The following is a 1,322-nucleotide window of genomic DNA, read 5'->3' as shown; positions in this document are numbered from 1 at the left end:
AGGGTGGCGGGTTCCCCCATTCGGACATCCTGGGATCAAAGCCCTGTCGGCGGCTCCCCCAGGCCTATCGCGGCCCCACACGTCCTTCATCGGTCCTGTCCGCCAAGGCATCCACCACTGCGCCCTCACCAGCAACACACGAAAGCGTCACCGGCGAAAACCAAATTCGCGAATACATCGGACGACACATCAACACAACATGTCAAAATGATCACAAAACGACCGAACGAACACCCAAGACAAAAAAACATCTCGGAGTCCATTCGAAATCAACAGAAACAAGAAAAACACTTTTCTTGCTCGCGTCCACTATCCAGTTCTCAAACCACCAACACACACCCCAGCCAGCCACACCGACAAAAGCCGGCAAACCAAGCCAAGGAGGCATCGGACCCGCACACCGGAAGACCCGCACGGCAAACACCCGCGCGGACCCCGGCAGTGGCGGTCCGGGAACCCAAAAGCATGCCACACCACCCACCGGCCACCCCCAAGAGGGACGACCCGAAAAGCCAATGATCTCTTCCACACCAGCAACCCCGACCGACCGTGCGACGATCGCACGCGCGGGGCACACACCGGACGAGAAACCCTCGCCCTGAACTCTCCGTAGAAAGGAGGTGATCCAGCCGCACCTTCCGGTACGGCTACCTTGTTACGACTTAGTCCCAATCACGAGCCTCACCTTAGACGGCTCCGCCCCAGAAAAACTGGGTTAGGCCACCGGCTTCGGGTGCTGCCCACTTTCATGACTTGACGGGCGGTGTGTACAAGGCCCGGGAACGCATTCACCGCGGCGTTGCTGATCCGCGATTACTAGCGACTCCGCCTTCATGGAGTCGGGTTGCAGACTCCAATCCGAACTGAGACCGGTTTTCAGGGATCCGCTCCATGTCGCCATGTCGCATCCCGCTGTACCGGCCATTGTAGCATGCGTGAAGCCCTGGACGTAAGGGGCATGATGATCTGACGTCATCCCCACCTTCCTCCGAGTTGACCCCGGCGGTCCCCCGTGAGTCCCCAGCCGAACTGCTGGCAACACGGGGCGAGGGTTGCGCTCGTTGCGGGACTTAACCCAACATCTCACGACACGAGCTGACGACGACCATGCACCACCTGTGAACCCGCCCCGAAGGGAGGACGTATCTCTACGCCTGTCGGGAACATGTCAAGCCCAGGTAAGGTTCTTCGCGTTGCATCGAATTAATCCGCATGCTCCGCCGCTTGTGCGGGCCCCCGTCAATTTCTTTGAGTTTTAGCCTTGCGGCCGTACTCCCCAGGCGGGATGCTTAACGCGTTGGCTCCGACACGGGACCCGTGGA

Annotated in this window: 2 rRNA genes; both read right to left on the bottom strand. The window is 59.7% G+C overall.

Features of this window, described 5'->3' with window-relative positions:
* Positions 1-139 (bottom strand): 23S ribosomal RNA (locus AC1AYN_RS10510); the annotation flags it as partial.
* A gap of 474 nt (positions 140-613) precedes the next feature.
* Positions 614-1,322, bottom strand: a 16S ribosomal RNA gene (locus AC1AYN_RS10505); the annotation flags it as partial.

Source organism: Bifidobacterium sp. LH_413 (assembly GCF_056357015.1).
This window is presented reverse-complemented; position numbering and strand designations above follow the sequence as displayed.